The sequence below is a fragment of the Streptomyces sp. cg35 genome (assembly GCF_050410835.1).
In the GTDB taxonomy this organism is placed as follows: domain Bacteria; phylum Actinomycetota; class Actinomycetes; order Streptomycetales; family Streptomycetaceae; genus Streptomyces.
Genome location: NZ_CP191268.1, coordinates 6,047,587 through 6,071,375 on the forward strand (window position 1 = coordinate 6,047,587; position 23,789 = coordinate 6,071,375).

The window sequence follows — 23,789 nt, forward strand, 5'->3', positions numbered from 1 at the left end:
TCCTGCGCACCCTCCGTACTCCTACGCGGTGCGCACCGCATACGCCTGAACCGCCACCGACTCGTCGTCCAGGCAGCGCCCCGACTCCAGGTCGAAGCGCTGCTTCAGCAGGGGCGACGCCACGAACGGGCGGCCCTGTGCCGAGCCGAGCAGCCCGCGCGAGAGCACCGCCGCTCCGGTGAACGGATCCGTGTTGTCCACCGCGTACACCCGGCCCGCGCGATCGAGGAAGACCGCCGCCTGCCGGCCGTCCGGCAGCAGGGCCGCGACACCGCGGCCCGGCGTGAGGCGCGACAGGTCACAGATGGTCAACCAGTCTTCATCGAGGCCGAGTTGGACCAGGAGCGTCGTCTTCTCGGGGGCGATCGTCATCGTACGGCCAGTCCTTCCAGGGGGATCAGCGGCAGCTCGGGCTTGATCTGGTCGCGCTCCGGGACGAAGCGGACCGTCGGGTCCGGGGTGTCGGGGGCGTTGACGAAGGAGACGAAGCGGGACAGCCGCTCCGGGTCGTTGATGGTCTCGGACCACTCGTCGCGGTAGTGCGCGACGTGCGCGGCCATCAAGGCCTCCAGCTCGTCGCAGATGCCGAGCGAGTCGTGCACGACGACGTCCCGCACGTGGTCGAGGCCGCCGTCGATCCGGTCGATCCAGGCCGCGGTGCGCTCCAGGCGGTCGGCGGTGCGGATGTAGAACATCAGGAAACGGTCGATCAGGCGGATCAGTTCCGCGTCGCTCAAGTCCTGTGCCAGCAGGTCGGCATGACGTGGTGTCATTCCTCCGTTGCCGCCCACGTACAGGTTCCAGCCGTTGGCCGTGGCGATGATCCCGAAGTCCTTCGACTGGGCCTCGGCGCACTCGCGGGCGCACCCGGAGACCGCCGACTTCAGCTTGTGGGGCGCCCGCAGGCCGCGGTACCGCAGCTCCAGGTCGATCGCCATCCGGACCGAGTCCTGCACGCCGTAGCGGCACCAGGTCTGCCCCACGCACGACTTCACGGTGCGCAGCGACTTGCCGTACGCGTGCCCGGACTCGAAGCCGGCGTCCACCAACCGTGCCCAGATCATCGGCAGTTGGTCCACCCGTGCGCCGAACAGGTCGATGCGCTGACCGCCCGTGATCTTCGTGTAGAGATTGAAGTCCCGCGCGACCTCGCCGATCACGATCAGCTTCTCCGGGGTGATCTCACCGCCGGGGATGCGCGGCACGACCGAGTACGAGCCGTTCTTCTGCAGGTTGGCGAGGAAGTGGTCGTTGGTGTCCTGCAGCGCCGCCTGCTCGCCCTCCAGGACGTAGCCGTCCGCGCCGATCGACGGCGCGAGCGAGGCGATGACCGAGCCGACCGTCGGCTTGCAGACCTCGCAGCCCTCGCCGCCGCGCGCCGCCTCCCGGCCGTGCTCGTCGAGCAGCCGCGCGAAGCTCGTGATCCGCTTGACGCGCACGATCTCGTACAGCTCCTGGCGCGTGTGCCCGAAGCAGCCGCACAGCCCGTCGTCACCGGACTTCGGCAGCAGCTGCCCGATGAGCTTGACGCAACTCCCGCACCCGGTACCGGCCTTGGTGCACTTCTTCACCTCCGGCAGCGAGGTGTGCGCACAGATCTCGCCCTTGGTGACGTTGTGGCACGAGCAGATGACCGCGTCGTCGGGCAGCGCCTCCGGGCCGAGCTGCGCGGGGGCGCCCGCGCCCGCCGGAAGGACCAGCTGCTCGGGGGCGAGCGGCGGCACGGTGCCGGTCAGCGCGCGCAGCGTCCCGTACGCCTCGGCGTCACCGACGAGGATGCCGCCGAGCAGCTCGCCCTCGCCGCCGATCACGAGCTTCTTGTACGTGCCCGAGCGCGAGTCGGAGTAGACGACGTCGAGGCAGCCCTCGGTCGCGCCGTGCGCGTCGCCGAAGGACGCCACGTCCACGCCGAGCAGCTTCAGCTTGGTGGACAGGTCGGCGCCGGTGAAGCCCGGCTGGTCCGCGTCCTCGTCCGCGGCGATGGCGGCGGCCGCCGTCGACGCCATCTCGTAGCCGGGCGCCACGAGCCCGTACACGCGGCCGTCGGCGGCCAGCGCGCACTCACCGATCGCGAACACCGCCGGGTCGCTGGTGCGGCACTGCTCGTCGACGGCGATGCCGCCGCGCTCGCCCACCGACAGGCCCATGTCGCGGGCGAGCTGGTCACGCGGCCGGACACCCGCCGAGAAGACGACCAGGTCGGTCGCGAGCTCCGACCCGTCCGACAGCTTCATGCCGCTGACCGCGCCGTCGCCGTCCGGACCGGCCACGATCTCCTGCGTGCCGACACCGGTGTGGACGGACAGCCCCATGCCGGTGATGGTCCGCAGCAGGGCGGCGCCACCGCCCTCGTCGACCTGGACGGGCATCAGCCGGGGCGCGAACTCCACGATGTGCGTGGTCAGTCCGAGGCCCTGCAGCGCGCCCGCGGCCTCCAGGCCGAGCAGCCCGCCGCCCACCACGGCGCCGACGGTGGCGTGGTTCTTCGCGTACTCCTCGATCGCGTACAGGTCCTCGATCGTGCGGTACACGAAGCAGCCCGTGGCGTCCTTGCCGGGCACCGGCGGCACGAACGGGTACGAGCCCGTGGCCAGCACCAGCGCGTCATAGGTGACCTTGAAGCCGGAGCGGGCGTGCACGGTGCGGGTGCCGCGGTCCACGACCACGGCGGGGTCGCCGACCCGCAGCTCGATGCCGTGCCTCTCGATGAACTCCGGGTCCGTCATCGACAGTTCCTCGGGCGTCGTGCCCGAGAAGTACGAGGTCAGGTGGACGCGGTCGTAGGCCGGCCGCGGCTCCTCGCACAGGACGACCACGCGGTGCGTCCCGGTGAGGCCGCGCTCGGCCGCCGCTTCGAGGAAGCGCTGGCCGACCATGCCGTGGCCGACGAGGACGAGGGTGGGCAGTGAGGTCGCCATGTCAGAGGCCTCCGTCGTGGGTGAGCAGGTGGAGCAGCGGCGCGGCGCCGACGTCGGTGGCGGCAGGCAGTGATTCGTTCGACTCCCAGGCGTGCGCGAGCGCGCCGACACCGCCGAGCGCGCCGACGAGCACCCCGCCGACCAGCCGGTCGCCGCGCACGACGACCCTGCGGTAGGTACCGCGCGTCGCGTCCGCGAGCTGCACGACGTCGTCGCCGGGCAGCGGCTGCGTCTCCCCGAACGCGGCGAGGTCCAGCGGGTCCGCCTCGTGCGGGAGCGTGAGCCGGGTCAGGGCGCGGGTGCCGGTGTACGTCTTCGTGGTCCCGGTGAGCAGGTCGGCCAGGGCGTCGGCCTGCTCCAGGGCGGGGGTGGCCAGCCCGTAGACCGTGCCCTCGTGCTCGGCGCAGTCGCCGACGGCGTGGATGCGCGGATCGGAGGTGCGCAGCTCGTCGTCGACGACGACGCCGCGGCGCACGTCGAGCCCCGCGGCGCTCGCGAGACCGGTCCGCGGCCGGGCGCCGCAGGCGAGGACGGTGACGTCGGTGCCCAGCACGTAGCCGTCATGGAGTTCCACCCGGCGTACACGCCCGTCGACGACCCCGACGGCGCGCACCCGGCACTCGGTGTGGATCTCGACGCCGAGCGCGACCAGATGACGCCGCACCAACTCCGACGACGCCGGGTCGAGCTGGCGCTCCATGAGGCGCTCGGCCTGCTGCACGAGCACGACCTGGGCGCCGCGGCGGGCGAGCGCGCGGGCCGCCGAGACGCCGAGCAGCCCGCCGCCGATGACGACGGCGCGGGTGCCCTCCGCCACGGCGCCGGACAGCGCCAGGCAGTCGTCCATCGTGCGGAACGCGTGCACACCGCCGGGCAGTTCGGTGGCGCCGGGCGCGAACAGGCCGCGCAGCGGGGGCAGCACCGGGTTCGAGCCGGTGGCCAGGACCAGGGTGTCGTACGCGACCTCGGCGCCGCTCTCGCACTGCACCAGGCGCCGCTCGCGGTCGACGCGGACGGCGCGGGTGCGGAGCCGGGGGCCCGGGACGGCGGGCAGCTCGATGACGTCGGGGCCGTAGCTGCCGGCCAGGACCTCGGCCAGCAGGACCCGGTTGTACGGGGCGTGCGGCTCCTCACCGATCAGCACCGCGCGCTCGCCCAGACGCCTGGCGAGGCGGGTGCCGGCCAGGCCGGTGCCGATGACGACGACGCGATTCATGCTCTGCAGCGTGCGGGGTGGGTGTTTCTCGGGGGCGTCTCGTCGGTTTCCCGGGGGGAACGGTGGGCTCAGCGAGGTGGGTGGGCGGGTGTGAGGGCGCCCTTTCGCCGTTGGGGGTTCGGTATCGGCGGCGGGTGCGGGGTGCGTCGTGGCTGGTCGCGCAGTTCCCCGCGCCCCTGGAGGAGATGCGGCACGTAGTGCGCATCTCCTCCAGGGGCGCCAGCCCCCACCGGAGGCGCGGTCGCGAACGCGCTCAAGGACCCGAACTCGACGGCGGCTTAACCCGTGTTCAGGTCTTCCTCAAGCCCGCCTTAAGGATCTCCCCGGCGACCCTGACCAGCCAATATTCCAGCTCGGCGGAGCCTAGTGTGCCGCAGGTGACCACCGAGGCCGTCGAACCCGAACTCGCCCGCTACCCCGCCCTGTCCGCGTATCTGAGGCAGACCGAGGGCCCGGCGCAGGCACCGCCGATACCCCCGCGCCCGCGCCGGGCCCCCCGGGTCCGGCCCGCCGCCCCGCTGCGGGTCACCCCGCGCGCCCTGCGCACCGGGATCGGCGCGGGCGGCGCCGCCGTCACCGCGCTGTGGGGCGTGCAGGCCCGGCCGTCGGCCCGGCTCGACGTGCTGTTCGCGACCGGCGCCCACCTGTCGGGGCTGCTCGCCGGGTACGGGATCCTCGTCATGCTCTTCCTGATGGCCCGGGTGCCCGCGGTGGAGCACGGCATCGGCGCCGACCGGCTCGCCCGCCACCACGCCCGCGGCGGCCGGCACGTCCTCACCCTGTGCGCCGCCCACACCGTCCTCGCCCTGTGCGGCTACGCCGCGAACACCGGCACCGACCTCCTCACCACGCTCACCGACCTGCTCGGCTACCCCGGGCTGGCCGCCGCCACCGCCGGCACCCTGCTGTTCGTCACGGTCGGCATCAGCAGCGCCCGCGCCGCCCGCCGCCGCCTCGGCCACGGCACCTGGCGCGGCCTGCACCTGCTCACCTACCTCGCCGCGGCCCTGGCCTTCGCGCACCAACTCGCCGGACCCGACATCGCGTACAGCTCCCTCAGCCTCGGCCTGTGGTGCCTGCTGCACGCCACCGTCGCCGTGCTCCTCTTCTGGTACCGGCTCGTCGTGCCGCTGCGGCAGGCGCTCCGGCACGGGCTGCGGGTCGTCGAGGTGCGCGCCGAGGGCCCGGGCGTGGTGTCCGTCCTGATGCGCGGCCGCGACCTCGGCCGGCTGCACGCGGAGTCGGGCCAGTTCTTCCGCTGGCGGTTCCTGACCCGCAGGCTCTGGCACACGGCGCTCCCGTTCTCCCTGTCCGCGCCGGTCGACGGCGACCACGTCCGCGTCACGGTCAAGGCCGTCGGCGACCACACGCGCCGGGTCCGCCGGCTGCGCCCCGGGGTACGCGTCGTCGCCACCGGCCCGTTCGGCGCGCTCACCGCCCACCGCCGCACCCGCCGCAAGGTGCTGCTGCTCGCCGGGGGAGTGGGCATCACACCACTGCGCGCCCTGTTCGAGACGCTGCCCGGCGAGCCCGGCGACATCACGCTCCTCTACCGTGCGGGCAACGCCGGACAGCTCGTCCTGCGCGAGGAACTGGAGGCCATCGCCCGCACCCGGCAGGCCGCCCTGCACTACCTCCTCGGCCCCTCCGACGCGGCCTTCGACCCGCTCGCCCCGCAGGCGCTGCGCAACCTCGTGCCCGGACTCGCCGACCACGACGTCTATGTGTGCGGCCCGCCCGGCATGACCGCCGCCGCGACGACGGCACTGGTCCGCGGCGGCGTCCCCGAGGACCGCATCCACGCCGAGTGCTTCACGTACTGACAGCCGAGTGCTTCACGTACTGACCACTGGCAGCTGACCACTGGCAGCTGACCACGGACGTACGCGCCGGATCCCTCCTAGCCGCTTCCGGAGAGTCACCTCATGGGCCGCCACAGCAGACCCACCCGCACCGCCCACGCCCCCACGGTCCAGGCCCGCCGCAAACTGGCGGCCGGTCTCGCCTCGGCCAGTGCCCTGGTCGCGACCTGCCTCGCGCTGACCGTCGACCCGGCCGGGCCGCCCGCTCCCGACCGGGCCGTCCCGCATGCCGGAACGGCAAGCTCAGATGACCCTCAACTCTCCACCCATTCGTGGACGGCACACGTATCCCGTCCATAGGCTCGCGATCATGCCTGACATATCCCTGACCACCGTCGTCGTGCTGTGCGTCGCCGCCCTCGCGGCCGGCTGGATCGACGCGGTGGTGGGCGGCGGCGGGCTCCTCCTGCTGCCCGCGCTGCTGCTCGGCCTGCCGAACACCGCGGCGGCCGGCCCGTACGCGCTCGGCACCAACAAGGCCGTCGCCATCGTCGGCACCACCGGCGCCGCCGTCACCTACGCCCGCAAGGCCCCGGTCGACGTACGCCTGGCGGTCCGCATCGGCGTGGCGGCGCTGATCGGCTCGACGGGCGGGGCGCTCCTCGCCGCGGGCATGAGCACGGACGTCCTCAAGCCGATCGTGATGGTGGTGCTGGTCGCCGTCGGCGCCTTCGTCATCTTCCGCCCGTCCTTCGGCACGGCCCCGACCGCGGAGCCCGCCTCGCCCCGCCGGATCCTCGCCGCGATCGGCTTCGCCGGCCTCGGCATCGGCTTCTACGACGGCCTGATCGGCCCCGGCACCGGCACGTTCCTGGTCCTCGCGCTGACCGCGCTCCTCCACCTCGACCTCGTCACGGCCTCCGCCACCGCCAAGATCGTCAACTGCTGCACGAACGCGGGCGCGCTCGCCATGTTCGCGTTCAAGGGCACGGTCTACTGGCAACTGGCCGCGCTCATGGCCGTCTTCAACCTGGCGGGCGGCATGATCGGCGCCCGCACGGCCCTGAAGCGCGGCGCCGGCTTCGTCCGCGTCGTGCTGCTCACCGTGGTGTGCGCGCTGGTGCTGAAGATGGCGTACGAGCAGTGGGTCGCGTGAGACGCGGCCGGACGGCGACGCGCGCCTAGCGGCTCCCCGTCAGGTGCGCGAACACCACCACGTTCCCCTGGTAGCCGGTCCGCCGTGAGTACGGCCCCCCGCACGTGATCACCCGCAGCTCCGGGCGGGCGGCGGCGCCGTACACCTTCTCGTCGGGGAAGTCCTTCGCCTCGTAGACCTCGACGGCGTCGACCGTGAACACCGCCACCGAACCGTCCCGCCGGTCGACCTCGATGGTGCGGCCGCGGGTCAGGGCGCCCAGGTCGTAGAAGACGGCGGGGCCGACCGCGTTGTCGACGTGGCCCGCCACCACCGCCGTGCCCCGCTCGCCGGGCCTGGTGCCCGCCTCGTACCAGCCGGCCAGGTTCTTCTTCTCCGGCGGCGGCACGTCCAGGCTGCCGCCCCGGTTCAGACCGAGCCCCATCAGCGGCGCGTCCACGCGGATCGACGGGATACGGATCCGGTCCGGCGGGGAGGGGGACATCGGCGCGGCCCCCGGCGCGCTGCGGTCCGTGCCCGCCCGGGCCTGCGCGGCCGACGGCTGCGGTGGCGGATGCCCCTCGGAGCCGCTGGTCAGCAGCCAGGCGCCGGCGCTCAGCGCGAGCACCGTGACGGCACCTATGACGGCGTTGACGGGGTTCGCGACGCGCACGATGCCTCCTGACACCCGGGACGGGCACCCGGTGCGGACACCCACGTGGAAAGCCCTTCCCCTCCGGCCCGCGAGGGGCTGCGGCCGGAGGGGACGGGACTGGCGGTACCGGTGGACGGACGGGCTCACGGACGGCGGAGGGAGCCCGCAAGCCCGTCATTTCCCTCTTCGGATCCTCGAATCCTCAGACCCTCGAATCCTCAGATCCCATCGCCTCTCGCCCGGCGATGCAGGAGCCAGGTACCGCCCGCGGCGGCGACGGCCAGCGCCGCCACACCCGCCGCGGTCTGTACGGGGTCGGGCCCGAGCGCGCCGCCGACCCCCGTCTTCACATGCCCGCGGGGCATCTGTGCCCCCGGTGCGCCGTCCTGCGCGAGCGACACGATCACATCGCCGGTCACCACGGTGCCGCCGGAGCAGCGGGCGACGATCTCGTACGTGCCCGGCTGCGCGGACACCGGCACCGCGAACCGCCCCGCGGCGTCCGCGGAATCCGTCCCCGGGGCCAGGGTGAAGGCCCCCGCCCCGATCGCCCCGGCGTCACCGGCGGCCGTGCCGTGCGCCCCGCAGGCGGTGGTGCTCACGCTGACCGTGCTGCCGGGGACCGCCGTCGCCGGGTACACCTCGAGGCCGCCCTGCGCCGCGACGGAGGGCGCGGCCGCGAATCCGGCGACCGCGACGGCGAACGCGGCGGCGGTCAGGGATCGGCCTGTACGCATCGTGCTTGCTCCTTATCGGGCGGCGGGCGCGCCCTGCAAGCACGAGGTAAGTGCCACTCGCCGCGGCACGCCTGCTGATGCTGCGTCAGAAACCCGGTTCCGTCACCCCTCCTGACGCCCCGGCGGCAACATTCCAGCAGGTCATCGGCGTGTCGCGAAAAACTACCCGAAGGACAGCGCCACCCGTGCGACCGGGTGAACCCCCTCACCAGGTGCGCGAGCAACCACGCACCGCCCGCACGACTCTGACGGCCGAAAACCCCCACGCCGCCAGGGGAGCGGGGAACGGCGCGAGCAACCACGTACGACCGCCACTTTCTGACGGTCGGAAAGCCCGATGGCGCCAGGGGCGCGGGGAGCGGCGCGACCAGCCACCCACGACCCGCACCCTCTGACGCGTCAGGAACCCCCACGGCGAGAGGGCCCGCCCGACAGCCCCCGCACGCACCCGACGCCCCGTCAGCCCCCCAGAACCGCAGGGAGCGAGACCGAAGCCACCGCCCCACCCGCACTCGCGTTCCGCAGAGCGACCACCGCCCCGATGGCCGCCGCCTGCCCCAGCGCGATCGTCAGCCCGAGCCCCGTCCCCTGCCCCCGCTCGGACGCCCCGGTGAGGAACCGCCGCGGCCCGTCCCGCAGCAGCTCGTCGGGGAACCCGGGGCCGTGGTCGCGTACGGACACCGTCGTCCCGCTCACCAGCACCTCGATCGGCTCCGAGCCGTGCCGCCGCGCGTTCGTCACGAGATTGGCCAGGATCCGCTCCAGACGCCGCGCGTCCGTCCGCACGAACGCCTCCCGCGCGCTCGCGTCGCAGCGGAACGAACAGACCGGCCCGACCCGGTCCACCGCTCGCTCCACCAGCGGCCCCAGCGGATGCGCGGCCAGGTCCGGCTCCTCCGCGTGCGCGTCGAGCCGGGCCACCTCCAGCAGGTCCTCGGTCAGCGTGCGCAGCGCGCCCACCCGGTCCCGCACCAGCTCCGCGGGCCGCCCCGGCGGCAGCAGCTCCGCGGCCGTGTGCAGCCCCGTCAGCGGGGTGCGCAGCTCGTGCGCCACGTCCGCGGTGAACCGCTGCTCGGCCTCGATGCGCTTCTGCAGCGACGCCGCCATCGTGTCCACGGCATTGGCCAGTTCGGCCACCTCGTCCCGGCTGTGCGCGGGCCGCGGATGCCCGATCCGCGCGTCCAGCTCGCCCTGGCTGATGCGCCGCGCCGTCGCGGCCGCCTCCCGCAGCTCCCGGCTGAGCCGGGAGGACAGCGCGGCACCGCTCAGCGCGGCGAGCGCCACCACGACGACACCGAACACCACGAGCTGCTGGTCGAAGTCGGCCATCTCGGTGGCCTGCTCGTCCAGCGGCTCGCGCACGGACAGCACCCGGTCGCCGACCGGCAGCGCCGCCCACACCGCGGGGTGCGCCGAGGACAGGTCGAGATACGTGGTCCGGCGCCCGTCCCGCGCCGCCTTCCGCAGCGGGGCGGGAAGACGGGGCGCGTCGAACGCGCCGTGCGTGCCGTCGGGCCGGCCGTCACTGTGGACCTGCCCGGTCAGCTGGTACCGGTCCTGCACCCGGGCGAGCTGCGCGGTGGCGCTGGAGCGGGCGTTCGCCGAGACCTGTTCCAGGCGGGCGTGGTGCACGAGCAGCCCGATGGCGACGGCGACCAGCGTGCAGCCGAACGCGACGAGCACCGCGATCCGCCAGCGCAGCCCGAGCCGCCCCGCCCGGACCCGGGCCCACGACAGCCGCGGGCGGCTCATACGACGTTCCCGTACGGCGAGGCGGCGGTCCGGACCGGGGCGGGGACCGTACCGGACGCGACCGGCGTGCGCGGTTCCTCCAGCGACTCCGGCTCGGTCGTCTCCGAGAGCGTCGGCTGCGACTTCTTGTACTTCTTCACGTCGCGCAGCGTCGACATGCGCACCCCGTCCCAGTGGAAGCGCACGGCCTGCTCCCCGCCGTCCGCGCACGAGCTGCGCAGCAGCAGGTCCTGGCCGAGGGTCTCCACGGCGACGCGCTTGCCCGTCGTGAACAGCACGGGGTACACCCGGCCGTCGTCGCCCTCCCGGTACACGGTCAGCACCGTGCGCCGGGTCTCGGTGTCGACCGCGACCAGCAGTTCCGGTCGGCCGTCCCCGGTCAGATCCCGGTACATGGGAGGCCGGACCCCCGCCTTCCCCGGCTCGTCGATGTCCCCGCGCCCGGCGATCGGCTGCATCCGCGGGTCGGCCCGCAGCACCGCGTGCACATCGAGGCCGCGGATGCCCTCCTTGCCGAGCCGGGGCAGCCCGGTCAGCGGCTTGGGCGGCGGCTGGTGGGTGGACGCCTCGGCGCCGGGCGCCTTCGTCGACGTACTGGACCAGGCGGGCCACACGTCCTGCGGCTGCGGCTGTACGGAGACGGAGGGCGCGGCCTCCCCGGCGGCGAGGCCGTCGGTGCGGCCGCAGCCGGCGAGCACGGCGATGCCCAGCGCGGTCATGACCGCGACGGCGCCCGGCAGGAGGCGGTGGAGAGGGCTCATGTCATCGACGGTAGAAACCGACTGTTGCGACATGGCCGATGTTTTGTAACAGAAGGCGCGGCCAGGACCTTATCCTGCCTTTTCGGGCCTTAGGTCCCGGCCGCCGGACCCGCGGGTTCCGGGACCTCGGTCGTGCTAGTTCACGGACACCGCCGACCACGTCGCGGCCACCGCCGCGTACTCCGCGCTGCCCGCCCCGTACAGGTCCTTGGCCGCGCTGAGCGTCGCCGTGCGCGCGCCCGCGTACTTCGTCGACGACGTCATGTAGACCGTCAGCGCCCGGTACCAGATCTTGCCGAGCTTGTCCTTGCCGATACCGGTGAGCGTGGAACCGTTGCAGGTCGTGCCGTTGTGCTGGACCCCGCCGATCACCTTCGGGCCGCTCCCCTCCGCCAGCAGGTACGCGAAGTGGTTCGCCACGCCGGAGGAGTAGTGCACGTCGAGGTTGCCGACGCTCGAACTCCAGCAGTCGGCCGAGTTCCCGTCCTTGCTCGGCTGGTCCATGAAGCGCAGCGCCGCCTTCCCGAAACCGGACTTGACGATCTCCTCGCCGATCAGCCAGTCACCGGGGTCGGACGCGTTGTCCGCGTGGAACTCGACGAGCGTGCCGAAGATGTCGGACGTCGCCTCGTTGAGGCCGCCGGACTCACCGGAGTAGGTCAGGGCGGCCGTCTTGGACGTCACGCCGTGCGACATCTCGTGCCCCGCCACGTCGAGCGCGACCAGCGGGCCGAACGTCGTCCCGTCGCCGTCCCCGTACGTCATGCAGAAGCAACTGTCGTCCCAGAACGCGTTGTTGTACTTGTTCCCGTAGTGCACACGGTTGTACGAGCCCTTGCCGTCGCCCGCGATGCCGTTCCGGTTGTGGACCTGCTTGTAGTAGTCCCACGTCCGGTCCGTGCCGTACTGCGCGTCGACGGCCGCGGTGGCGCGGTCGGCGTTCGCGCCCGTGCCCCAGTGGTTGTCGGCGTCCGTGAACAGCGTCGCGGGGGCGCGGCTCAGGCAGATGCCGAGGATGCACAGGTCGGTCTTGTTCTGCGCGTCGCCGGTGTACGTACCGCCGCGCGTCGCGTCCTTCAGCTGGTACGTCGATCCGGACTGCGTCGTCTCCAGCGGAACCGTGCCGGAGTAGAGCGACTTGCCGTCGCCGGTGGCCGTCTCGATGCTGTCCCAGGCGTCGATCTGCCGGCCGGTGAGCGCGTCGCTGAGGACGACGCGGGCGACCGGGTTGCCGAGCGAGTCCTTGGCCGCGGTGGTGGTGCGCCAGGCCAGCTTGGGCGCTCCGTGCAGGGCGTCGACGACCAGCAGCGGCTTGGAGACCAGCTTGCGGAGCGTCTCGCCGGCGTTCGCCGAGCGCAGGGCCGTCGCGGCCAGGTCGGCGGCCTGCGGAGCGGTGACCTCGGGGGTCGTCGAGGGCACGGACAGGTCGCCGGGGACGGCCCGGTCGGCGCTCCTGTACGCGCCGGACGGAGTCAGGTGGATCACGAAGTCGCCGCCGAGCACGGGCAGTCGGCGGAACGTCCGGTCGTAGCGGACGTGCCGCGTGCCGTCCTTGTCGACGATCACGTCGCGGGCGGAGGTGTCCTGAGCGGGGGTCAGGTCCAGGGCGGCGGCGTGGGCCGTGAGCGCGGTGGCCGCGGCGCTCAGGGTCTCCGCGCGGGTGGGGGTGGGGGTGCCGGTGGCGCCCGCGGTGGGGGCGAGGGCCGCGGCCAGGAGGGTGGCCGCGGCCGCGGCTATGCCGGCCGCGGCTATGCCGGCCGTGGTGAGGCGCGATGTGGTCCTGGTGGGTCTCATCGGTCTCCTACGTGGGGAGGGGTGGACGGGCGGCTCGCTGATGACGCCTCAGTTTTAGGCGGTCATGACAAGACTCGTCCAGGGTGCGCCGGTGCCGGAGCTGTGAAGGTGACAATGGGGGAGTGCAGAACCAGACACAGAACACGCCGGGTCTCCTCACCGTCCTGACCACGACGGACGCCCCCGACAAGGCGGACACGCTGGCCCGGGGGGCGATCGAGGCGCGGGTTGCCGCGTGTGCGCAGATCTCCGGGCCGGTGACGTCGGTGTACCGGTGGGAAGGGGCCGTGGAGACGGCTCATGAGTGGCAGGTGCTGCTGAAGACCACGGAGGCGCGGTACGCCGAGCTGGAGGCGTGGTTGACGGAGCATCACGACTACGAGACGCCGGAGATCATTGCCGTGCCGGTGGTGCGAGGGGCTTGCGGGTACGTGTCCTGGGTGCGGGCCGAGGTGGGCTCGCACTGAAGGGAAGGTGGCCGCCTGGCAGATCAAGCCCCTCCGGCGATTGAGGAGCGGGGGCCGGGGCGGAGCCCCGGGGCTGGGGTGCAGCGCGGGGCGACAGATCGACAGGCCCCCGGAAGACCCCGCTCAACCGGCCCGGGCCACCCGCACGGCGCACACCTTGAACTCCGGCATACGAGACGTCGGGTCCAGCGCCGGATTGGTCAGGGTGTTGGCGCGACCGGGGCCGGGCCAGTGGAAGGGCATGAAGACCGTGTCCGGGCGGATCGTAGCGGTGAGGCGGGCCGGGGCCAGGGCCCGGCCGCGCCGGGAGGTGACCGTCACGGTGTCGCCCTCCGCTATGCCGAGCCGCGCGGCCAGCCGCGGGTGGAGCTCCACGAACGGACCCGGGGCCGCCTTGTTCAGCTCCGCGACACGGCGGGTCTGCGCCCCCGACTGGTACTGCGCCACGACCCGGCCCGTCGTCAGGTGGAGCGGGTACTGAGCGTCGGGCTCCTCGGCCGCCGGCCGGTGCGTCACGGGGACGAAGCGGGCCCGGCCGTCCTCCGTCGCGAAACGGTCCAGGAAGAGACGGGGCGTGCCCGGGTCCGTGGGCTCCGGGCACGGCCAGAAGACGCCCCGGCCCTCGGCCAGCCGCTCGTAGGAGATCCCCGCATAGTCCGCGGGGCCGCCCGAGGAGGCGCGGCGCAGTTCGTCGAACACCTCCTCCGGGTCCGCGGGGAAGCCCTTCTCCAGGTCCGGTGCCAGGCGGGTGGTCAGGTCGCGCAGGACCTCCAGGTCCGAGCGGATCCCGTCGGGCGGAGTGAGCGCGCGGCGGCGCAGCAGGACCCGGCCCTCCAGGTTCGTCGTCGTTCCCGTCTCCTCGGCCCACTGCGTCACCGGGAGCACCACGTCGGCGAGTTCGGCCGTCTCGGAGAGCACCACGTCGGCCACCGCCAAGAAGTCGAGGGACCGGATGCGTTCCTCGACGTGTGCGGCCCGGGGAGCCGACACCACCGGGTTCGAGCCCATGAGGAGGAGCGCGCGGATGTCACCGCCCAGAGCGTCCAGCAACTCGTACGCCGAACGGCCCGGCCCCGGAAGCGAATCGGGGTCCACACCCCAGACCCCGGCCACGTGCGCGCGAGCCGCCGGGTCCGTCAGCTTGCGGTAGCCGGGCAACTGGTCCGCCTTCTGGCCGTGTTCGCGGCCGCCCTGCCCGTTGCCCTGGCCGGTCAGGCAGCCGTAGCCGGACAGCGGGCGCCCCGGCCGTCCCGTGGCCAGGGCCAGGTTGATCCAGGCGCCGACCGTGTCCGTCCCCTTGGACTGCTGCTCGGGGCCGCGGGCCGTCAGCACCATGGCGTGCTCGGTGTCCGTGAACAGCCTGACCGCTGAACGGAGTTGGGGTACCGGTACGCCCGTGACCCGCTCCACGTACTCCGGCCAGTGCGCCATCGCCCCGGCCCGCGCCGCCTCCCAGCCCCGGGTGCGCTCGCGCACGTACTCCTCGTCGACCCGGCCCTCGGCCACCACCAGGTGCAGCATGCCGAGCGCGAGCGCGAGATCCGTGCCGGGGCGCGGCGCCAGATGCAGGTCGGCCTGGTCGGCGGTGCGGGTGCGGCGGGGATCGATGACGATCAACTTGCCGCCGTTGGCCTTCAGTTCCGTCAGATAGCGCAGCGCCGGGGGCATCGTCTCGGCCAGGTTCGAGCCGACGAGGACGACGCAGCCGGTGCGCGGGATGTCCTCCATGGGAAAGGGCAGGCCCCGGTCCAGGCCGAAGGCACGCTGGCCCGCGGCGGCCGCCGACGACATGCAGAACCGGCCGTTGTAGTCGATCTGCGACGTGCCGAGGACCGTGCGGGCGAACTTGCCGAGTGCGTACGCCTTCTCGTTGGTGAGTCCGCCGCCGCCGAACACCGCGCACGCGTCCGCGCCCTGTGCCGTACGTGTACGGCGCAGGCCGTTGGCGATCGCGTCCAGCGCCTCGTCCCACGTGGCCGGCTCCAGCTCGCCGCCGGCCGAGCGGATCAGCGGGGTCGTCAGCCGGACCCGGGAGGAGAGCACGGCCGCCGCGCTCTGCCCCTTCCCGCACAGCGCCCCCTGGTTCACGGGGAAGTCCGCCCGGCCCGCGACCGTCACGCCCGCGCCCGACGCGTCCGGCGTGAGCGTCATGCCGCACTGCAGCGCGCAGTACGGACAGTGCGTGGAGACGGGGGCCGGTGACGTCGCTCGCGTGTGCATGGTCGCCAGCGTGCGCGGCGCTTGTTACGTGGTGGAGAAGGGTCGGGTTACGCGCGCGGTACGCACATCTCGCAGGCCCCGGCCGGCCGGTGTGAGGTCAGGGCGCCTCCTTCAGCGCCCGCCGCACGCCGTCCTCCCGCGCGCCCAGGAAGTGCGGGTCGGGGCGGACCAGCGCGTCGAGCGCCGCCTTGCCCGCCGCGAGCACCTCCCGTGCCCCGCCCGCGTACCAGGTCACGTCGTGCCGCTCGTCCACCCCGACGCCGTACGACGCCACCCCCGCCGCCTCGCACAGCGCCACCGCACGCCGGATGTGGAACCCCTGGCTGAGCAGCACCGCCCGGTCCACCCCGAAGATCTTCTTGGCGCGCACGCACGAGTCCCAGGTGTCGAACCCCGCGTAGTCGCTCACCACGACCCGGTCCGGCACCCCGTGCCGGGTCAGATACGTCCGCATCGCGTCCGGCTCGTCGTAGTCCCTGCGGCTGTTGTCGCCGGTGACGAGGACCGCGCGGACCCGGCCCGCCCGGTACAGCTCGGCCGCCGCGTCCAGGCGGTGCGCCAGGTACGGGGACGGCTCGCCCTGCCACAGGCCCGCCCCGAACACCACCGCCACGTCCGTGCGGGGCACCTCGGCGATCGAGCGCAGCCGGTCGCCGGTCGAGGTGAACAGCCACGTCGCGGGCAGCAGCGCCAGCACACAGGCCGCCATGAGCGCCTGGAGCGCCCGTCGCCGCCCCTGCCGGGTGCGGGGCAGCCGTGGACGGGACAGGCGCATGCGGGACCCCCGGTGGACGATGGACGTGCGGGCTTTCGGAAGAAGGAGACGTCGGGCGCGGCCGGATGGTTCGCCGCTCACCTCGGCCGGAGGCGCGCGGTGAAGGACCGGCAACGACCCGTCACCGTCGCGCAACAGACCGGCAACCCCCGCCCGGCAGGATCGCCCCATGACGGACGCGTCGGCACACCTCGACCACACGGCCAGCACGGCGGGACTCCTCACCATGATCAGCAATCAGCTCGGCAGCCAGCTCGACCAGAGGTCCCTGCGGACCCACCGCCCCGACCCGGCGCTGGTCCTCGTGGCCCACGGCAGCCGCGACCCGCGCGCCCTGGCCACCGTCGGCGAACTCGCCGGCCGGATACGGGAGCAGCGCCCCGGCCTCACCGTCCGCCTCGCCCACATCGAGCTGAACGAGCCACTGCTCACGGACGTCCTGGCCGGTCTGCCGGACGGCGGCCGGGCCGTCCTCGTACCGCTGCTGCTGTCCCGCGGGCACCACGTCAAGCGGGACCTGCCCCGGGCCGCCGAGGCCGCCGCCCACCTGCTCACCCGCGTCGCCGAGCCGCTCGGCCCGCACCCCCTGCTCGTGGACGTCCTGCACGAGCGGCTGCGGGAGGCGGGCTGGCCCGCGCACCTCTCCGAGCGCGGCCGCCGGCGCACCGGGGTCGTCCTCGCCGCCGCCGGGTCCCGTGATCCGCAGGCCGCCGTCGACACCCGGCGCACCGCCGGCCTCCTCGCCCGGCGCCTCGGCGTCCCCGTCGTGCCCGCCTACGCCTCCGGCTCCGCGCCCGACGTGGCCACCGCGGTCCGCGCCCTCGCCGCCCGCGGCCGGCACCGGGTCGGGCTCGCCTCGTACTTCACCGCGCCCGGCCGGTTCGCCACCGAGACGGCGGCGGCGTTCGCCGAGGCCCGCGGTGTCGTCGCGGCTCCGCTCGGCGCCCACCCGGACCTCGCCCGCCTGGTCCTGCACCGCTACGACGGCGCCCTCGCCGCCCCCGCGGGGACCGTCCGGCACCTGGCGTCCGCCTGACCTGACCGGCCCGCCCCTTTTGTCGGTGCCTGGCCTTACTGTCAGTGCATGACCACCACGGACGAAGGTTCCGGTACGTACGACGAAGCGGACGTCGAGCGCTGGGCCCCCGAGCCCGACAAGCGCCCGGGCCGCACCGCGTTCCAGCGCGACCGGGCCCGCGTCCTGCACTCGTCGGCGCTGCGCAGGCTCGCCGGCAAGACCCAGGTCGTCACGCCGGGCACGCGCAGCAGGCACTGGGACGCCAGCCCCCGCACCCGGCTGACGCACTCGCTGGAATGCGCCCAGGTGGGGCGCGAGCTCGGCGCGGCCCTCGGCTGCGACCCCGACCTCGTCGAGACGGCCTGCCTCTCGCACGACATGGGCCACCCGCCCTTCGGGCACAACGGCGAGCAGGCGTTGAACGAAGTGGCGCAGGACTGCGGCGGCTTCGAGGGCAACGCGCAGTCGCTGCGCCTCCTCGCCCGCATCGAGCCCAAGCGGTTCATCCGCTCGCAGGACAGCGGTGAACTGGTCAGCGTGGGCCTGAATCTGACCCGGGCCGCGCTCGACGCCGCGACCAAGTACCCGTGGCCGCGCGGGGAGCACCCGAGCGATCCCGCCTCGCCCAAGTTCGGGGTGTACGAGGACGACCGGCCCGTCTTCGACTGGGTCAGGAAAGAGGCGCCGGGACGCCGCACCTGCTTCGAGGCCCAGGTCATGGACTGGTCGGACGACGTCGCGTACTCCGTGCACGACATCGAGGACGGCCTGCACGCGGGCCACCTGGATCCGAACGTGCTGCACGCCGAGCCCGAGCGCGCCGACATCTTCGCCGTCGCCATCGGACGGTACGTGCCCGCGGACACCGACCCGGCCGAGCTCGCCGCGGCTCTCGACCGGCTCCTCGACCAGGAGTGGTGGCCGCACGGCTACGACGGCACGGCGGTCGCCCAGGCCCGCCTCAAGGACGCCACCAGCCAGCTCATCGGCCGCTTCTGCCTGGCCGCGGAGAGCGAGACCCGCGCGCGGTACGGCACGGGCCGCCTCACGCGCTACGCGGCGGAGCTCGTCGTCCCCCGCACCGCCCGCCACGAGTGCGCCGTCCTCAAGGCGGTCGCCGACCGGTACGTGATGCAGCGCCCGCAGCAGGAGCGGCTCCGCGCCGACCAGCGCATCGTCGTCGCGGAGCTGGCCGAGGCGCTGACGGCCCGCGCCCCGGACGGCCTGGACCCCCAGTTCCGCGCCCTGTTCGACGACGCGCCCGACGACCGTGCGAGGAAGCGCGTCATCGTCGACCAGATCGCCTCCCTGACCGACGCCTCGGCCCGCTCCCTGCACTCCCGCCTCACCGGCGACCGGCCCTGAGCACCCCGCCGAGCGCACCCCCGACCACTGGGCGTGACGAAAACTGAGGGAAAACCAGGGAAAAGGTGCCCTGTTCGGGCCACGCCCCCTTCCCGCATCACGCTGCGTGCGGGACGCTCGCATATGACGGCAGCGCAACGAGGAGGCATCAAGTGGTCGACGCGGACCAGACGTTCGTCATCGTCGGGGGAGGACTCGCCGGCGCGAAGGCCGCCGAGACACTTCGCTCGGAGGGTTTCACCGGGCGAGTGATCCTCATCGGGGACGAACGGGACCACCCGTACGAACGCCCGCCCCTGTCGAAGGGATACCTCCAGGGCAAGGAGGAACGGGACAGCGTCTTCGTCCATGAACCGGCCTGGTACGCGAGCAACGACATCGAGCTGCACCTGGGCCAGACGGTCACCGCGATCGACCGCGCCGCGAAGACGGTGCGGCTCGGCGACTCCACCGCCATCAGCTACGACAAGCTCCTGCTCGCCACCGGCGCCGAACCGCGCCGGCTCGACATCCCCGGCACCGGCCTCGCCGGCGTCCACCACCTGCGCCGCCTGGCCCACGCCGAGCGCCTGAAGCACGTGCTCGCCTCGCTCGGCCGCGACAACGGCCACCTCGTGATCGCCGGCGCCGGCTGGATCGGCCTGGAGGTCGCCGCCGCCGCCCGCGAGTACGGCGCCGAGGTCACCGTCGTGGAGCCGGAACAGACGCCGCTGCACGCCGTCCTCGGCCCCGAGGTCGGCCAGATCTTCACCGAGCTGCACAGCGACCACGGCGTCCGCTTCCACTTCGGCGCCCGGCTCACCGAGATCACCGGCCAGGACGGCATGGTCCTCGCCGCCCAGACCGACGACGGCGAGGAGCACCCCGCGCACGACGTGCTCGCCGCGATCGGCGCCGCCCCGCGCACCGCGCTCGCCGAGGCCGCGGGCCTGGACCTGGCCCCCCGCGAGCACGGCGGCGGCATCGCCGTCGACGCGCACCTGCGCACCTCGGACCCCGACATCCACGCCGCCGGCGACGTCGCCGCCCTCCAGCACCCGCTCTTCTCGCCGACCCTCGGCAGCCTGCGCGTCGAGCACTGGGCCAACGCGCTGAACGGCGGCCCGGCCGCGGCCCGCGCCATGCTCGGCAAGGACGTCACGTACGACCGCGTGCCCTACTTCTTCTCCGACCAGTACGACCTCGGCCTGGAGTACTCGGGCTGGGCGCCCCCGGGCTCGTACGACCAGGTGGTCCTGCGGGGCGACGCGGGCAAGCGCGAGTTCATCGCCTTCTGGCTGAAGGACGGCCAGGTGCTCGCGGGGATGAACGTGAATGTGTGGGACGTCACGGAGCACATCCAGGAGCTGATCCGCTCCGGCGCCCGGCCCGGCACCGAGCGGCTGTCCGACCCGACCGTTCCGCTCGCCGATCTTCTGGAGGAGTGAGGGGAGTGTCCGACGGGGACCGTAGAATTGCCGCGTGGCAGGCAGGATCAATGACGAGGACGTGAAGGCGGTTCGGGACGCGGTCCCGATCGACGCCGTGGTGTCCGAGTACCTGCAGTTGCGCAACGCGGGCGGCGGGAACCTGAAGGGCCTGTGCCCGTTCCACGACGAGAAGTCCCCGTCCTTCCAGGTCAGTCCGAGCAAGGGGTTCTTCCACTGCTTCGGCTGCCAGGAAGGCGGCGACACCATCACGTTCGTGATGAAGGTCGACCACCTCACCTTCTCCGAGGCGGTCGAGCGCCTGGCCGGCCAGGCCGGCATCACGCTGCGCTACGAAGAGGGCGGCTACAACCCCTCGCACCAGCGCGGCGAGCGCATCCGCCTCGTCGAGGCGCACAAGGCCGCCGCGCAGTTCTACGTCGACCAGCTGGAGTCCCCGGAAGCCGAGATCGGCCGCGCGTTCCTCGCCGAGCGCGGCTTCGACCAGGCCGCGGCCGCCCACTTCGGCGTCGGCTACAGCCCGGCGGGCTGGGACCACCTGACCCGCTTCCTGCGCGGCAAGGGCTTCACCGACAAGGAGCTGACCCTCTCCGGGCTCTCCCAGGAAGGCCGCCGCGGCCCCATCGACCGGTTCCGCGGCCGTCTGATGTGGCCGATCCGCGACATCGGCGGCGAGGTCGTCGGCTTCGGCGCCCGCCGCCTGCGCGAGGACGACAACGGCCCGAAGTACCTGAACACGCCCGAGACCCCGATCTACAAGAAGTCGCAGGTCCTGTACGGCATCGACCTCGCCAAGAAGGACATCGCCAAGTCCAGCCGCGCCGTCGTCGTCGAGGGGTACACCGACGTCATGGCCTGCCACCTCGCGGGCGTCACCACCGCCATCGCGACCTGCGGCACGGCCTTCGGCGGCGACCACATCAAGATCCTCCGGCGCCTGCTGATGGACAACGGCAGCGCCCGCGTCATCTTCACCTTCGACGGCGACGCCGCCGGACAGAAGGCCGCCCTGCGCGCCTTCGAGGACGACCAGAAGTTCGCCGCCGAGACGTACATCGCCATCGCCCCGGACAACATGGACCCGTGCGACCTGCGTCTCGCCAAGGGCGACGACGCCGTCGCCGACCTCGTCGAACCCCGCACGCCGCTCTTCGAGTTCGCGCTCCGCCAGATCGTGAGCCGCTACGACCTGGAGACCCCGGCCGGCCGCGCCGCCGCGCTCGACGAGGCCGCGCCGATCGTCGCCCGCATCAAGAACAGCGGAGCCCAGCACGAGGTCGCCGTGCAGCTCGCGGGCATGCTCGGCATCCTCGACACGCAGTTCGTCGTCAAGCGCGTCGCACAGCTGGCCCGCTGGGCCCGGGACCGCGGCGGCAAGGGCCCGGCCCCCGCCGGGCGCGGCCCGCAGGCCCCCCAGCCTGCCGCGCCCGCCCCGGCGTTCGGCGGCCCCGCGCTCACCCTGCGCAACCCGGTGTACGCCACCGAGCGCGAACTGCTCAAGCTCGCCCTGCAGCACCCGCACCTGGTCGCCCCGGCCTTCGACGCGTACGGCGTCGACGAGTTCACGGCCGCGCCCTACGCCGCCGTGCGCCAGGCCGTCCTGGAGGCGGGCGGCGTCGAGCAGGGCGTGCACGACCCGCAGGAATACCTCGTCCGGGTCCGCGAGGCGGCGCCGGACAACGCGGTGCGGGCGATGGTGACCGAGCTGGCCGTCGAGGCGATCCACCGCAAGTCGGTCGACGAGGCGTACGCGGGCGAGCAGCTCGTCACCGTGCGCAGACGAGCCGTCGAGCGCCGCATCCGGGACGTCCAGGGCACCTTCACCCGCCTCGGCTCGGGCGGCGACCCGGCCCAACTGGTGGCCGTGCAGAACGAGTTGTGGGTGCTCCAGCAGTACGGCCAGGCACTGCGCGAGCGGGGCGCGGAAGCGCTGTAGGCGCGGGCCCGCACCTTCGTGCGCCGTTTCGGCCTGTTCGGGGCCGGGAAGAGCGGGCACCCGTACAGCACGGTAACCGTGCGGTCACGCACCGGACTCAAAAAGTCATCGCACGCCCCTCGTGGCGGCACTGTGTCGTACTCCACACTGGGTTGCGGTGCCTGAGTCCTCGGAGCGCGGCCGGAGCCCGGACACCGGGTCCGACACCCCCGCGATTCCGCTCATCGCGTACGGGACGGGCAGCGGCGCGGCCGCCGCTACCGCCCCCCTTGCCGCACGCCTCAGCAGCGATCACCTTGGAGGTCGCCCCCGTGCAGACCCAGACCCTCAGTCAGAGCGACAGCGCAGCGCAGGCCCTCGCCGATCCCGAAGGCGGCGCTGACGGCGAGGCCCTCACCACGGTGCCGCCGCAATCCCGCGCGGAGCCCCGCCCCGCGGTGGACACCGCCGAACCCGAATCGGCGGAGCCCGAGCCCGCCGAGACGGTCGAGCCGCCGGAGCCCGTGCGCGGCACCCGCACGGACACCGCCGGCCCCTCCTCCGACCTGTTCCGCCAGTACCTGCGCGAGATCGGCCGCATCCCGCTGCTCACCGCGGCCGAGGAAGTGGAGCTCGCCCGGCGCGTCGAGGCGGGCCTGTTCGCCGAGGAGAAACTCACCCACGCCCCCGACCTCGACTCCCAAATGGCCCTGGACCTCGACAAGTTGGTGGTCATGGGCCGGATGGCCAAGCGCCGCCTGATCGAGGCGAACCTGCGCCTGGTCGTGTCGGTGGCCAAGCGCTACGTGGGCCGCGGCCTGACCATGCTCGACCTGGTCCAGGAAGGAAACCTGGGCCTGATCAGGGCCGTCGAGAAGTTCGACTACGCCCGCGGCTACAAGTTCTCGACGTACGCGACCTGGTGGATCCGCCAGGCCATGAGCCGCGCGCTGGCCGACCAGGCCCGCACCATCCGCGTCCCCGTCCACGTGGTCGAACTGATCAACCGGGTCGTCCGGGTGCAGCGCCGCATGCTCCAGGAGCGCGGCTACGAACCGACGCCCGAAGAGGTCGCGGCCCACCTGGACCTCCCGCACGAACGGGTCAGCGAGGTGCTGCGCCTCGCGCAGGAGCCGGTCTCGCTGCACGCCCCCGTCGGTGAGGAGGACGACGTGGCGCTCGGCGACCTCATCGAGGACGGCGACGCGACGAGCCCGGTCGAATCGGCGGCGTTCCTGCTGCTCAGGGAACACCTGGAGGCGGTCCTCTCCACCCTCGGCGAGCGCGAACGCAAGGTGGTCCAGCTCCGCTACGGCCTCGCCGACGGCCGCCCCCGCACCCTGGAGGAGATCGGCCGTATCTTCGGCGTCACCCGCGAGCGGATTCGTCAGATCGAGTCGAAGACCCTGAACAAGCTGCGCGACCACGCGTTCGCCGACCAGCTGCGTGGTTACTTGGACTGATGCTGACGATCGGTTCGACCGTGCTCGGGGTGAGCGACGTACGCCGCGCGTACGCCTTCTGGACAGGCGCCCTCGGCTACGTGCCGCGGGATCCGGGCCCCCTGGACGACGACTGGGTGGTCCTGGTCCCGCCGGACGGAGCCGCGGGCGCGCACCTCTCCCTGATGGAGAGCGGCACCCCGCCCCAGGACGCCCCGCGCACCCATCTGGACCTCTACGCGACCGACCAGCAGGCGGAGGTGACCCGCCTGCTGGACCTCGGCGCGGAAGAGGTCATGGGCTGGAAGTACCCGCCGGACGCGGACTTCGTGGTGCTGGCCGATCCCGACGGCAACAGATTCTGCGTGGTGCAGACGCCCCGGTAGGCCG

General features: G+C 73.3%; 20 protein-coding genes. 10 read left to right on the top strand and 10 right to left on the bottom strand.

The features are described 5' to 3' along the window. Window positions 1–21 precede the first annotated feature (21 nt). Genes nirD through ACQUQD_RS27575 form a run of 3 tightly spaced genes read right to left on the bottom strand, consistent with a single transcriptional unit; the run spans window position 22 to window position 4,143 of the window. The gene (gene nirD / locus ACQUQD_RS27565; protein WP_428954823.1) at window positions 22–372 is read right to left on the bottom strand and encodes a nitrite reductase small subunit NirD; all 351 of its coding nucleotides are present in this window, start codon (window positions 370–372) and stop codon (window positions 22–24) included. Further along, the gene (gene nirB, locus ACQUQD_RS27570) at window positions 369–2,918 is read right to left on the bottom strand and encodes a nitrite reductase large subunit NirB (RefSeq protein WP_428954824.1); all 2,550 of its coding nucleotides are present in this window, start codon (window positions 2,916–2,918) and stop codon (window positions 369–371) included. The genes nirD and nirB overlap by 4 nt, the downstream gene beginning before the upstream one ends. 1 nt (window position 2,919) lies before the next feature. Then, window positions 2,920–4,143 carry an NAD(P)/FAD-dependent oxidoreductase gene (locus ACQUQD_RS27575; RefSeq protein WP_428957671.1) on the bottom strand — a complete coding sequence of 408 codons (1,224 nt, stop codon included), beginning with the start codon at window positions 4,141–4,143 and terminating at the stop codon, window positions 2,920–2,922. A 359-nt stretch (window positions 4,144–4,502) separates the two neighbouring features. On the opposite strand from ACQUQD_RS27575, the gene ACQUQD_RS27580 reads away from it, so the two are divergent. From ACQUQD_RS27580 to ACQUQD_RS27590, 3 genes are all read left to right on the top strand, one after another. Beyond that, the gene (locus ACQUQD_RS27580; protein ID WP_428954825.1) at window positions 4,503–5,957 is read left to right on the top strand and encodes a ferredoxin reductase family protein; all 1,455 of its coding nucleotides are present in this window, start codon (window positions 4,503–4,505) and stop codon (window positions 5,955–5,957) included. Between the two features lie 102 nt (window positions 5,958–6,059). Then, complete coding sequence (locus ACQUQD_RS27585) at window positions 6,060–6,296, top strand: hypothetical protein (protein WP_428954826.1); 237 nt, start codon at window positions 6,060–6,062, stop codon at window positions 6,294–6,296. A gap of 10 nt (window positions 6,297–6,306) precedes the next feature. After that, window positions 6,307–7,092, top strand: a complete 786-nt coding sequence (locus tag ACQUQD_RS27590) for a sulfite exporter TauE/SafE family protein (protein WP_428954827.1) — start codon at window positions 6,307–6,309, stop codon at window positions 7,090–7,092. Window positions 7,093–7,117: 25 nt separating this feature from the next. Here ACQUQD_RS27590 and ACQUQD_RS27595 read toward each other — a convergent pair whose 3' ends face one another. From ACQUQD_RS27595 to ACQUQD_RS27615, 5 genes are all read right to left on the bottom strand, one after another. Next, on the bottom strand, window positions 7,118–7,744 hold the full coding sequence (locus ACQUQD_RS27595; RefSeq protein WP_428954828.1) for a class F sortase: 627 nt from the start codon (window positions 7,742–7,744) through the stop codon (window positions 7,118–7,120). Between the two features lie 200 nt (window positions 7,745–7,944). Then, window positions 7,945–8,463 (bottom strand): hypothetical protein, encoded by a 519-nt coding sequence (locus ACQUQD_RS27600; RefSeq protein ID WP_428954829.1) that lies wholly within the window; start codon window positions 8,461–8,463, stop codon window positions 7,945–7,947. 459 nt (window positions 8,464–8,922) lie between these two features. Next, the gene (locus ACQUQD_RS27605) at window positions 8,923–10,215 is read right to left on the bottom strand and encodes an ATP-binding protein (protein WP_428954830.1); all 1,293 of its coding nucleotides are present in this window, start codon (window positions 10,213–10,215) and stop codon (window positions 8,923–8,925) included. Further along, on the bottom strand, window positions 10,212–10,976 hold the full coding sequence (locus ACQUQD_RS27610; RefSeq protein ID WP_428954831.1) for a hypothetical protein: 765 nt from the start codon (window positions 10,974–10,976) through the stop codon (window positions 10,212–10,214). The genes ACQUQD_RS27605 and ACQUQD_RS27610 overlap by 4 nt, the downstream gene beginning before the upstream one ends. Window positions 10,977–11,111: 135 nt before the next feature. Beyond that, window positions 11,112–12,770 carry a M4 family metallopeptidase gene (locus tag ACQUQD_RS27615; RefSeq protein ID WP_428954832.1) on the bottom strand — a complete coding sequence of 553 codons (1,659 nt, stop codon included), beginning with the start codon at window positions 12,768–12,770 and terminating at the stop codon, window positions 11,112–11,114. A 122-nt stretch (window positions 12,771–12,892) separates the two neighbouring features. On the opposite strand from ACQUQD_RS27615, the gene cutA reads away from it, so the two are divergent. Next, on the top strand, window positions 12,893–13,237 hold the full coding sequence (gene cutA / locus ACQUQD_RS27620; RefSeq protein WP_428954833.1) for a divalent-cation tolerance protein CutA: 345 nt from the start codon (window positions 12,893–12,895) through the stop codon (window positions 13,235–13,237). A gap of 123 nt (window positions 13,238–13,360) precedes the next feature. Here the strand turns inward: cutA and ACQUQD_RS27625 are convergent, their stop codons facing one another. Together ACQUQD_RS27625 and ACQUQD_RS27630 are read right to left on the bottom strand one after the other, a co-directional pair. Further along, window positions 13,361–15,457 (bottom strand): molybdopterin oxidoreductase family protein, encoded by a 2,097-nt coding sequence (locus ACQUQD_RS27625; protein WP_428954834.1) that lies wholly within the window; start codon window positions 15,455–15,457, stop codon window positions 13,361–13,363. A gap of 97 nt (window positions 15,458–15,554) precedes the next feature. Continuing rightward, entirely contained in the window at window positions 15,555–16,232 is a 678-nt protein-coding gene (locus ACQUQD_RS27630) for a SanA/YdcF family protein (RefSeq protein WP_428954835.1), read from the bottom strand. Window positions 16,233–16,401: 169 nt separating this feature from the next. Here ACQUQD_RS27630 and ACQUQD_RS27635 point away from each other — a divergent pair, with 169 nt between their 5' ends. The 6 genes from ACQUQD_RS27635 to ACQUQD_RS27660 all read left to right on the top strand — a co-directional run bounded on the left by ACQUQD_RS27635 (window position 16,402) and on the right by ACQUQD_RS27660 (window position 23,785). Continuing rightward, window positions 16,402–17,268 (top strand): sirohydrochlorin chelatase, encoded by an 867-nt coding sequence (locus tag ACQUQD_RS27635; RefSeq protein ID WP_428954836.1) that lies wholly within the window; start codon window positions 16,402–16,404, stop codon window positions 17,266–17,268. 48 nt (window positions 17,269–17,316) lie between these two features. Continuing rightward, window positions 17,317–18,615 (top strand): deoxyguanosinetriphosphate triphosphohydrolase, encoded by a 1,299-nt coding sequence (locus ACQUQD_RS27640; protein ID WP_428954837.1) that lies wholly within the window; start codon window positions 17,317–17,319, stop codon window positions 18,613–18,615. 152 nt (window positions 18,616–18,767) lie between these two features. Then, on the top strand, window positions 18,768–20,042 hold the full coding sequence (locus ACQUQD_RS27645) for an NAD(P)/FAD-dependent oxidoreductase (protein ID WP_428954838.1): 1,275 nt from the start codon (window positions 18,768–18,770) through the stop codon (window positions 20,040–20,042). 34 nt (window positions 20,043–20,076) lie between these two features. Further along, a complete protein-coding gene (gene dnaG / locus ACQUQD_RS27650) occupies window positions 20,077–21,978 on the top strand; it encodes a DNA primase (RefSeq protein ID WP_428954839.1) in 1,902 nt (633 codons plus the stop codon). A 311-nt stretch (window positions 21,979–22,289) separates the two neighbouring features. Next, window positions 22,290–23,420, top strand: coding sequence for an RNA polymerase sigma factor (locus tag ACQUQD_RS27655; protein WP_428954840.1), 1,131 nt, complete (start codon window positions 22,290–22,292; stop codon window positions 23,418–23,420). Continuing rightward, window positions 23,420–23,785 (top strand): VOC family protein, encoded by a 366-nt coding sequence (locus ACQUQD_RS27660; RefSeq protein ID WP_428954841.1) that lies wholly within the window; start codon window positions 23,420–23,422, stop codon window positions 23,783–23,785. Before ACQUQD_RS27655 ends, ACQUQD_RS27660 begins: the two co-directional genes overlap by 1 nt. Window positions 23,786–23,789: the final 4 nt, after the last annotated feature.

What these genes read in the sequence shown, in the direction of transcription:
- nirD (WP_428954823.1), bottom strand. Translation starts at nt 372, where the DNA reads ATGACGATCGCCCCCGAGAAGACGACGCTCCTGGTCCAACTCGGCCTC.
- nirB (WP_428954824.1), bottom strand. Translation starts at nt 2,918, where the DNA reads ATGGCGACCTCACTGCCCACCCTCGTCCTCGTCGGCCACGGCATGGTC.
- ACQUQD_RS27585 (WP_428954826.1), top strand. Translation starts at nt 6,060, where the DNA reads ATGGGCCGCCACAGCAGACCCACCCGCACCGCCCACGCCCCCACGGTC.
- ACQUQD_RS27590 (WP_428954827.1), top strand. Translation starts at nt 6,307, where the DNA reads ATGCCTGACATATCCCTGACCACCGTCGTCGTGCTGTGCGTCGCCGCC.
- ACQUQD_RS27600 (WP_428954829.1), bottom strand. Translation starts at nt 8,463, where the DNA reads ATGCGTACAGGCCGATCCCTGACCGCCGCCGCGTTCGCCGTCGCGGTC.
- ACQUQD_RS27605 (WP_428954830.1), bottom strand. Translation starts at nt 10,215, where the DNA reads ATGAGCCGCCCGCGGCTGTCGTGGGCCCGGGTCCGGGCGGGGCGGCTC.
- ACQUQD_RS27610 (WP_428954831.1), bottom strand. Translation starts at nt 10,976, where the DNA reads ATGAGCCCTCTCCACCGCCTCCTGCCGGGCGCCGTCGCGGTCATGACC.
- ACQUQD_RS27615 (WP_428954832.1), bottom strand. Translation starts at nt 12,770, where the DNA reads ATGAGACCCACCAGGACCACATCGCGCCTCACCACGGCCGGCATAGCC.
- ACQUQD_RS27625 (WP_428954834.1), bottom strand. Translation starts at nt 15,457, where the DNA reads ATGCACACGCGAGCGACGTCACCGGCCCCCGTCTCCACGCACTGTCCG.
- ACQUQD_RS27630 (WP_428954835.1), bottom strand. Translation starts at nt 16,232, where the DNA reads ATGCGCCTGTCCCGTCCACGGCTGCCCCGCACCCGGCAGGGGCGGCGA.
- ACQUQD_RS27635 (WP_428954836.1), top strand. Translation starts at nt 16,402, where the DNA reads ATGACGGACGCGTCGGCACACCTCGACCACACGGCCAGCACGGCGGGA.
- ACQUQD_RS27640 (WP_428954837.1), top strand. Translation starts at nt 17,317, where the DNA reads ATGACCACCACGGACGAAGGTTCCGGTACGTACGACGAAGCGGACGTC.
- ACQUQD_RS27660 (WP_428954841.1), top strand. Translation starts at nt 23,420, where the DNA reads ATGCTGACGATCGGTTCGACCGTGCTCGGGGTGAGCGACGTACGCCGC.